Source organism: Pseudomonas sp. CFII68 (assembly GCF_000416195.1).
GTDB classification, from domain to species: domain Bacteria; phylum Pseudomonadota; class Gammaproteobacteria; order Pseudomonadales; family Pseudomonadaceae; genus Aquipseudomonas; species Aquipseudomonas kilonensis.
The window spans coordinates 88,895-98,168 of the sequence record NZ_ATLN01000024.1 but is presented as its reverse complement, the minus strand read 5'-3'; the positions used below and the strand labels follow the sequence as shown (position 1 = coordinate 98,168).

Genomic DNA, 9,274 nt, shown 5'->3' with positions numbered 1-9,274 from the left:
CCGCCTTCGCGAGCAAGCCCGCGCCCACAAAACCTCACTCCCTCCATACCCTCCAAATGAAGCTTTCATGACAAAAGTTCGGTAGCACATCGCCATTCCCGTCATGCCTGTGTGACGTGTTCAAGGGGGCCTGCAAGGTCGTTTTGGAGCCGGGGCGCGAAGCCGGGAGTGAGGCGATGGGGACTATGGAACGTTATTCGAAAGTGGGCATGCAGGAGCTTGACCAGCGGCTGTCGAAGATCGTCGAGGCGGCGCGCAAGCAGCCGGTCTCGGTGTATCGCTACGGCGCGCCGTGGGTCTGGATCGTTTCCCAGGATGACTGGCAGGGCGCGCTCAAGGAAGTGTCCAGCTACATTCCGCAAGGCCATTCACTGGTCTTGCTGCGTCCGCAGATCGACGACCTGCTGGATGACCATCGCGATGTGCTGCAGGGCCTCAACGCCGGTGCCCAGATGCTGATCGCACCGCAAACCGCCATGCATATCCTCCTGCTGCAACTGCTCTATTCGGTGCCCAGCGAGCAGCAACTCTACGAACAACTCAACTACAACTTGCTGTTCCGCTGGTTCGTCGGCCTGGACCTGAATCAGAAGGTCTGGAGCTTCAACGTCCTGAGCAAAGACCTCGCCACACTGCTGGGCGACGCGCGGGCAGTGCGGCTCATCCAGAAAATCATCGGTGAAGTGTTCTGTGGCGCCTTGCTGCAAATGCCGGAGTTCTCCTTGAATTTCGCGCTGCTGCACACCTGGCTGGCCCGGCACGCCACGACATCGACCGCAAGCAATTGAGCCGTATTTTGAATTCAGGGGGTGGTGTGGAGCATTTCTTCAAATCGCGGCCGGCGCTGTGGGGCTGGTTGCTGCTGGCGGTCGGGGGACCGTCGGCATTTGCCGCTGAAGGAGGGCAGGAAGCCGCAGCGGCGCCAGCGCGCCTGGTGGACGTGAACGAGTATTTCGTGCGGGGCAACACCGTACTCGATGCCCGGGCCATCGAGGAAGCGGTGTACCCGTTCCTCGGCCCGCAAAAGGCCTTGAGCGACATCGAAGGCGCCCGGGAGGCCTTGCAGAAGGCCTATCAGGCGCGCGGTTATCAATCGGTGTTCGTTGAGTTGCCGGAGCAGAAAGTCGAAGAGGGCATCGTCTACCTGCAAGTCAGCGAGACCAAGATCGGCCGGGTGCGGGTGGTGGGGGCCAAGCATTATTCGCCCGTTGAAATCCGTGATGACGTGCCGGCGCTCAAGGAAGGCGAGGTGCCCGATTTCACCCAGGTCCAGACAGAGCTGGCGCTGCTGAACAATACCCCGGGGCGCCAGGTCATGCCGCTGGTGCGCGAAGGCCAGCGCCCCGGGACCATGGACGTGGATTTGCAGGTCGAAGACCAGGACCCCTGGCAGGCCAGCCTGGGGTTGAACAACGACTACAGTGCCGACACCGAAAAGCTGCGCACGGTCGCCAGCCTGGGCTACAACAACCTCTGGCAACTGGGCCACAGCGTTTCGCTGACCTTCTTCACCGCTCCCCAGGACACCGAAAACGCCAAGGTCTGGTCGGGCTCCTACACCGCGCCGCTGAGCGAACGCTGGAATGTGCAGTTCTCGGGCTACCAATCCGACAGCAACGTGGCGACGGTTGGCGGCAGCAACGTGTTGGGCAAAGGTCATTCCTACGGGGTGTCGGCGATCTACAGCCTGCCGTCCAGCGGGGCGTGGGCCAACAGTTTTTCGGTCGGGGTGGATTTCAAGGATTTCGAGGAGGAGCTCAACCTCGGCGGCGCCAGCGACAAGGCACCGCTCAAGTACGCGCCGTTCACCTTCGCCTACAACGGCTTTCGCTACACCGAAACCAGCCAGTTGGGCCTCGGCCTGAGCCTGGTGGCGGGTACCCGCAGCCTGCTGGGCTATGGGAGCTCCGACGAAGAGTTCGACTACAAGCGCTACCGCGCCAGCCCCAGCTTCGCCGTGCTCAAGGGCGACGGCAATTACACCTTCACCTTCGCCAATGATTGGCAGACCGCCTCCAAGGCCGCCTTCCAACTCGCCTCCGGGCCACTGGTTTCCAACGAACAATTCTCCGCCGGTGGCGCCACCTCGGTGCGTGGCTACCTGGCCGCCGAGCGCACCGGTGATGACGGCTACCTGCTGTCCCAGGAGCTACGCACCCCGTCCCTGGCCACGTTCCTCGGCAGCTATGTCCAGGAGTGGCGCTTCTATGCCTTCGCCGAAGGCGCGCAGTTGTACCTGCGCGACGAACTGCCCGATCAGGAAGCCGACTACAGCCTCGCCAGCGTAGGCCTCGGCACTCGCGCGAGCCTGAGCAAATGGCTGTCCGGCAGCCTCGACTGGGGCTATCCGCTGCTCGAAGGACCGAACACCTCGAAACAGGAATCGCGCCTGCACTTCAACCTGCAAGCGACGTTTTGAACCCAGGAGTCATGTCCATGCAACGCTTATTGTTATCCCTGTTTATCTGCCTGGGGCTGGTGCTTCCGGCGACCGCCAACGCCTGGTGGCAGGACGACTGGCACTACCGCAAACAGATTTCGGTGGACACCACGCCCCAGGGCGCTGCCATCGCCCAGGCCTTGGGACGCACCGCGCTGCTGGTGCGCCTGCACACCGGCAATTTCACCTTCGACGGCGTCAAGGACGACGGCTCGGACCTGCGCTTCGTCAGTGCCGACGACAAGACCGTGCTCAATCACCAGATCGAAAGCTTCGACCCGCTGATGGGCATGGCGCTGATCTGGGTCGGTGTTCCGAGCGTGGAGGGCGGTCAGCGTCAGGACGTGTGGATGTATTACGGCAACCAGAAGGCGCCGGTCACGGGCAGCGGCCAGCTGACCTTCGACCCGGACTACACCGCGCTGTACCACTTTGACGGCGCCACTGGCGTACCGCTCCGGGATACCACGGCCTACGGCAACAATGCCCAGGGCGCGGCCGGTGTCAGCATCGACGGCGTGATCGGGCGGGCCTTGCAGTTCAACGGCCAGCCGCTGCTGTTGCCCGCCAGCCCTTCGTTGCAACACAGTGCCGGCGCGGCGTTCACCTTCAGTACCTGGCTGCGTCAGGACCAGGCCAGTGGCGAACAGATCATCCTGGCCCGTCGCGAAGCCGCCACCAGCCTGTTGATTGGCGTGAACCAGGGTGTGCCGTTCGTAGCGATCAATGATCAGCGTGCGGTCTCGACCCAGCCGCTGAACCCTGGCCAGTGGCAGCACCTGGCGTTGACCGCCTCGGGCGACCGGGTCGTGCTGTACGTCAATGGACGTGAAACCGCGAGCCTGGCGGTGGCGATGCCAGCGTTCAATTCGCCGATAGCCCTGGGGGCCGACGTTTCCGCAGGTGCCTTCGCGCCATTTGGCGGGGCCATGGACGAAGCGCGCCTGTCCAAGGTCGCCCGCCCGGCGCCGTTGCTGTTGGCCGACGCCAATGCCCAGGGCGCCGAGTCGAAACTGGTGGCCTACGGGGTCGATGAAGAGCAGTCCGGCTTCGGTTTCGGCAGCCTGGGCTTCCTGCTCAAGGCCGTGCCGATGGACGCTTGGGTGATCATCGGGGTACTGGTGCTGATGATGTTCCAGTCGTGGGTCATCATGATCCGCAAGAACCGCATGGTCAGCCGTCTCAGCGCGGCCAACGAAGCCTTCCGCGAACAGTTCGCCAGGATCGGCACGCGCCTGGAAATGTTCGCCGACGACCAGGACCTCGCCCAGCGCCTGCAACACTCGTCGCTGTGGCGCCTGTACCTGGTGGCCGTCAAGGAAATCCGCACCCGCCGCGAGCAGGGCGCCGACACTTCGTCGGTGTCGGCGGCCACCATCGAAGCGATCCGCTGTTCCATGGACGGCGTGCGCACCCGGGAAAACCAGCAGCTCAGTTCGAAGCTCTCGACCCTGTCCAACGCCATCGCCGGCGGTCCGTACATCGGCCTGCTCGGCACCGTGCTGGGGATCATGGTGGTGTTCCTCGGCACGGCCATGGCCGGTGACGTCAACATCAACGCCATTGCCCCGGGCATGGCCGCGGCCTTGCTCGCCACTGCCATGGGCCTGTTCGTCGCGATCCCTGCGCTGTTTGGCTACAACCGCCTGATCACCCGCAACAAGGAAGTCAGCGCCGACATGCGCGTCTTCGTCGATGAGTTCATCACGCGCCTGGCGGAGATGCACGGCGAAGGCCAGTCCGGTGAAGCGGCGCATCGCCGTAATCATCACGTCCAATCGACCGTACCGGCCTGAGGGAGTCGCCATGGCTAGCGTAAACGCTTCACACGATGACGACGATGATGCCGCAGTCGACAGCATCAACATCACGCCGCTGGTGGATGTGCTCATGGTGGTGCTGGTGATGTTCATCCTCACGGCCACGGCCCAGGTGTCGGGTATCCAGATCAACCTGCCCAAGGCCAGTGCCTCGGTGTCGCTGTCCGAAGCCAAGACCAAGGCGATCTCGGTGAACGACGGCGGGCAGGTCTTCCTCGATGCCTATCCGGTGACCCTGGCCGAGTTGGAAGAGCGCCTGCGCATCGAAAAGGCCCAGAGCCCGGACTTCCCGGTGATCGTGCGCGGCGACGCGACGGTGCAGTACCAGAAAGTCATTGAAGTGCTGGATCTGTTGCGGCGCCTGGAACTGTCCCAGGTCGGTCTGGTGACCGGCAAACCGAGCCAGGGCTGACCATGACCGCCAGACTTCCCATCAACCCGCCCCCGGTGAAGAGCTCGCCGTTGCGCCTGCTCAAGTGGGTCGCCGGCCTATTGTTGGGCGCTGTGGCGGCCTGGCTGCTGTGGCAGTGGGCCAACGACATGAGTGGTGTGCGCCGCGAAGCACCCAAGGTGCCGACCATTATCCCGCTGCCACCGCCGCCGCCACCGCCGCCGGAAAAACCCAAGGAGCCGGAACCCCAGGTCGAGGAGAAGGTGGTCGAGCCAGAACCGACCCCGGAGCCCGAAGAGGTCAAGCCCGAGGAAGAAGCGCCGCCGTCGCCGGTCGATGACCTGGCGAACCCGATGCAGATGGACGGCGACGCCCAGTCCGGCAACGACGCTTTCAACATCGGTGCCGGCAAGGGCGGCGGCATGGCCGGGGCAGGGGGCGGGCGCCTCGGCAATGGCACCTACAGCCAGTTCCTGGCGTTCACCTTCCAGCGTTTGCTGCGGGAAAACCCCGACCTGCGCAGCCTGGCGTTCTCGCTGCAGGCCGATGTCTGGCTCAGTGCCGTGGGCGAAATCACCCGTGTCGAGCTGGTCAAGTCCAGCGGTAACCCGCAAGTGGACGAGCAAGTGATGTCCGCCCTGCGTGCCGCGCCCCATTTGAGTGAACGGCCACCGGCCTCCCTGACTTTACCCGTGCGCCTGTCCTTGCAGGGACGGCGGCCGGGTTAACCGACTATTTGAAAGTTTGCCAACAGGAGTTGTGTGCAGATGATTTCCAATGTGAATCGATTGTCGTGGGCGATCGGCCTGGTGGTCTTGAGCCTGGCTGGACACGCGGCGGCCGCCTCGGCGCCGTCGGAAAACGCCACGATCAATCTGATCCGCCTGCTGGTGCAGCAGGGCGTGTTGAAGCAAGACCAGGCCGATGGCTTGATCGCCCAGGCCGAACGGGAAGCCGTGCAGGCCCGCCAGGCGGCCACGGCGGTTGCCGCAGCGCCGGCCGGTGCGCCGGGGGACGTGCGGGTGCAATACGTGCCGAACATCGTGCGTGAGCAGATCCGCGACCAGGTCAAGGCAGAAGTCATGGCCACCGCCAAACAGGAAAACTGGGCCCAGCCCAATACCTTCCCGGACTGGGTCTCGCGCATCAGCTTTGACGGCGACATTCGCCTGCGGGATGAGTCGCGCTATTACTCGGGCACCAACAGCAACGAAATCGTCGACTTCGCCCGGCTCAATGACAAGGGGCCCTACGACGTCAACCCCAACAGCAGCTCCAGCCTGCCGCCGTTGCTCAACACCCGCGAAGACCGCGAGAACCTGTTCCGCCTGCGCGCACGTCTGGGCATGAAGGCCGTGATTGCCCCGCAATGGACCGCCGGCATTCGCATCGGCACCGGCTCGGACAACAACCCGGTGTCCACCACCCAGACCCTCGGTGGTGGTTTTGGCAAGAAAGACATCTGGCTCGACCAGGGCTACCTGACCTGGAAACCCTCGGACGAATTGACCCTGACCGGCGGGCGTTTCGCCAACCCGTTTTTCTCCACCGACCTGTTGTATTCCGGTGACCTGAACTTCGACGGTGTGGCGGCGAACTTCAACCACAAGCTCAATCAGGGTTGGGGTGTGTTCGGTACTGTTGGCGCGTTCCCGGTGGAGTACACCAACGACACCAGCACCAGCAATGGCAGCGACAAGGAGGAGAGCGACAACAAGTGGTTGTACGGTGCGCAACTGGGGGCCAACTGGGCCATCAACGACAGCAACCGGATCAAGGGGGCCATGGCCTATTACCGCTTCGACGACATCGAAGGCCAGCGCTCTTCGCCGTGCCAGCCTTGGGCCGGTGATCCAGGCTGCGACAGCGACGGTTCACGCGTGGCGTTCATGCAAAAGGGCAACACCGTGTTCCTGCTGCGCGACATCACGCCCAACCCCCTCAACCCGTCCACCACGCCACAACCGCAATACGTCGGCCTGGCCTCGGAATTCAACCTGCTGGACCTGAATCTGGCCTGGGACACCGACCTGCCCGAAGACCTGAAACTGCGCAGCCAGGCCCACTACGTCCACAACCTGGGCTACGACGAAGGCGAGATGCGCAAGCGCTCGGCAGGGCAGTTCGCCAATAACCTGGATGAAAACGGCGAGGTGGAAAGCGGCGCCAACGCCTGGATGCTCCAGTTCACCCTCGGCAACTCGCTGGAGCTCAAGCGTGGAGGCGATTGGAACTTGTTCGCCGGCTACAAGTACATCCAGCCGGACGCCTTGCCGGACGGCTTCAACGATTCGTCATTCCACTTGGGCGGTACCAATGCCAAGGGTTATTTCCTGGGCGGCAACTATGGCCTGGCGAGCAACGTCTTCGCCACCGGTCGCTGGTTGAGTTCCGAAGCGGTGTACGGCGCGCCGTACGACATCGATGTCTTGCAGCTTGAAATCAACACGCGCTTCTAAGCGCAGGGAGGCCTCATGAAAAGGCGAGCCAAATACCCATGCCCGGCCGCGTTATTGGTGCTGGGCCTGCTACTCAGTGGCGTGGCTCACGGCGAAGGCCTGGAAGAACGCCTGCGGGCACAGCTGCGCAGCACCACCGCCCAGTTGCAGGCCCTGCAAAGCGAGCAGGCCCAGGCCAGCGCCGCTCGTCAGGCTGCCGAGAGCCAGGCCAAGGAAGCCCAGGCGCAGATCAAGCAATTGACCGCACAACTGACCAAGGCCCAGGCCCAGGCCGAACAACTGGCCGGGCATCAGCAAAGCCTGCAAAGCCAGGCCCAGGCCCAGGTGGCGGCGAGCAACGAGCAGATCGGCAAGTTCAAGAAAGCCTATGAAGAACTGTTGGTCCTGGCCCGCGGCAAAGAGGCCGAGCGCGCTCGCCTGGAGGCGCAATTGACCGAGCGTGACACACAAGTGCAGCAATGTTCGGTCAAGAATCAGCAAATGTACGAAGTCGCCAAGACGCTGCTGCATGCCTACGAAACCATTGATGTGACCGACATCATGAAGATCCGCCAGCCGTTCGCGGCCAAGGCCCGGGTGCGTTTCGAAGAGCTGGCCCAGGGGTTTGGCGACGATCTCTACAAGAACCGTTTCGATGCACCCCAGGCCTCGATCACTCACTGAATTAGCGCAAGGAAGAACTGACCATGACCTCAATGATTGAATACGTCTGTGCAAAATCCCTGACCGAGTTGTTGCAGGCCGCTGGCTATCGGGTCAACGAGACGGAGCAGAACGGCATCGTGCAATTGCTCAGCGCCAGCCAGGGCATCGGCTATGCGGTGCGCTTCGGCAATCCTGCGCCAACACCGGGCGACTACCTGGACTTCACCTTCAGTTGTGCTTTGCGGGTACAGGGCGAGTTGCCGGCCGGGTTGGCGCAATTGTGGAACGCCTCGCGACGCTTTGCCCGGTTGTCGGTGCAAGGCGAGTTCCTGGTGATGGAAATGGACGTGGTGGTGGCAGGCGTGAGCACCGATCATTTGCGCAGCAACCTGGAGCTGTGGGATCGCTTGTTGCAGGAGTTCATTGTCTACCTGCGTGAGTACAGCCAGAACGCGGCGCGGATGCAAACCCAGGCCGAGCCCGTCGAGGCCGAGCTGGAAGAGGCCAGTGCATCGTGAAAAAGCCGACCTTCGTCATCAGCGCCGCGGCGCTGGGCCTGCTCGCCGTGGCGCTGGTGCTTGGCCTGCGCCCGGGGAGCGGTCCGGTCGCCGCGGTGCAGACCGTCAACGTGGTTGCGGCCGATTCGTCGAGCCTGGCGCGGTTGGGCAACCAGCAAGTCAGCCCCGATGAACTCAAGGCGTTGCTTGCCGCACTGGCCCCTGAGGCTCGCCAGCAAATGCGTGGCAATCGAGCTGCGCTGGAAGGCTGGATCCGGGCCCGCCTGGCGGAAAAAGCCGTGTTGGAGCAGGCCGATGCCCAGGGTTGGCGGCAGCGGCCGGAGGTCGAGCGCCAGACGCGAGCGGCGGCTGAGCAGATTGTGTTTCGCGACTACTTGCAGTCGGTCAGCCAGGTGCCGGCCGGGTATCCCAGTGAAGAAGAGCTGAAGCAGGCTTACGACGCCGGGAAAGCCAACTGGACGGCGCCGGCATTGTACCGCGTCAGCCAGATTTTCCTGGCCGCCGCCGAACCGCAAACGGTGGACGCGGTGCGCCGGCAAGCGTTGGAACTGAGTAAAAAGGCCCAGGCGTCGCCCGCCGAATTTGCCGCCCTGGCCAGCCGCTTTTCCCAGGACCGTGTCAGCGCCGAGCGCGGTGGCGACAGTGGTTTCCAGCCGTTGCAGCAACTGGTCCCGCCGGTGCGAGAGGCGGTGGCGCGCTTGAAGGTCGGGGCGGTGTCGGAGCCGGTGCAGAGCCCGGCGGGGTTCCATGTCATCAAGCTCACCGAACAACAGCCGGCCCGGGAAGCGACCCTGGATGACGTGCGCGAACGCCTGACCCAGGCCCTGCGCGCCCAGCGCCAGGAACAGATCGCCAAGGCCTACCTGGACGGCATGCTCGACACCGCCACGTTGAGCATCGATGGCGCGCAGTTGAGCAAGGTGCTGGAGGAGGGGCTCTAGCGAGGTTCACACCCTGTGGCGAGGGAGCAAGCTCCCTCGCCACAGGGTGCTGTGTTGTTT

9 protein-coding genes are annotated in these 9,274 nt (G+C 63.6%); all 9 read left to right on the top strand.

What is annotated here, in order from left to right; genetic code table 11:
- Window positions 1-185 precede the first annotated feature (185 nt).
- Genes CFII68_RS28130 through CFII68_RS22630 form a run of 9 tightly spaced genes read left to right on the top strand, consistent with a single transcriptional unit; the run spans window position 186 to window position 9,214 of the window.
- The gene (locus tag CFII68_RS28130; protein ID WP_014338096.1) at window positions 186-788 is read left to right on the top strand and encodes a transposase; all 603 of its coding nucleotides are present in this window, start codon (window positions 186-188) and stop codon (window positions 786-788) included.
- A gap of 26 nt (window positions 789-814) precedes the next feature.
- Window positions 815-2,419 (top strand): ShlB/FhaC/HecB family hemolysin secretion/activation protein, encoded by a 1,605-nt coding sequence (locus CFII68_RS22595; RefSeq protein WP_033062425.1) that lies wholly within the window; start codon window positions 815-817, stop codon window positions 2,417-2,419.
- Window positions 2,420-2,436: 17 nt separating this feature from the next.
- Entirely contained in the window at window positions 2,437-4,236 is a 1,800-nt protein-coding gene (locus tag CFII68_RS22600; RefSeq protein WP_018602040.1) for a DUF2341 domain-containing protein, read from the top strand.
- Between the two features lie 10 nt (window positions 4,237-4,246).
- Complete coding sequence (locus CFII68_RS22605) at window positions 4,247-4,672, top strand: biopolymer transporter ExbD (protein ID WP_003201710.1); 426 nt, start codon at window positions 4,247-4,249, stop codon at window positions 4,670-4,672.
- Between the two features lie 2 nt (window positions 4,673-4,674).
- The gene (locus CFII68_RS22610) at window positions 4,675-5,379 is read left to right on the top strand and encodes an energy transducer TonB (protein WP_018602035.1); all 705 of its coding nucleotides are present in this window, start codon (window positions 4,675-4,677) and stop codon (window positions 5,377-5,379) included.
- A 39-nt stretch (window positions 5,380-5,418) separates the two neighbouring features.
- Entirely contained in the window at window positions 5,419-7,110 is a 1,692-nt protein-coding gene (locus CFII68_RS22615; RefSeq protein ID WP_018602033.1) for a putative porin, read from the top strand.
- A gap of 15 nt (window positions 7,111-7,125) precedes the next feature.
- Window positions 7,126-7,773, top strand: coding sequence for a hypothetical protein (locus tag CFII68_RS22620; RefSeq protein WP_018602031.1), 648 nt, complete (start codon window positions 7,126-7,128; stop codon window positions 7,771-7,773).
- A 23-nt stretch (window positions 7,774-7,796) separates the two neighbouring features.
- The gene (locus CFII68_RS22625; protein WP_018602030.1) at window positions 7,797-8,273 is read left to right on the top strand and encodes a YbjN domain-containing protein; all 477 of its coding nucleotides are present in this window, start codon (window positions 7,797-7,799) and stop codon (window positions 8,271-8,273) included.
- Window positions 8,270-9,214 (top strand): peptidylprolyl isomerase, encoded by a 945-nt coding sequence (locus CFII68_RS22630; protein ID WP_018602028.1) that lies wholly within the window; start codon window positions 8,270-8,272, stop codon window positions 9,212-9,214. Before CFII68_RS22625 ends, CFII68_RS22630 begins: the two co-directional genes overlap by 4 nt.
- Window positions 9,215-9,274 lie beyond the last annotated feature (60 nt).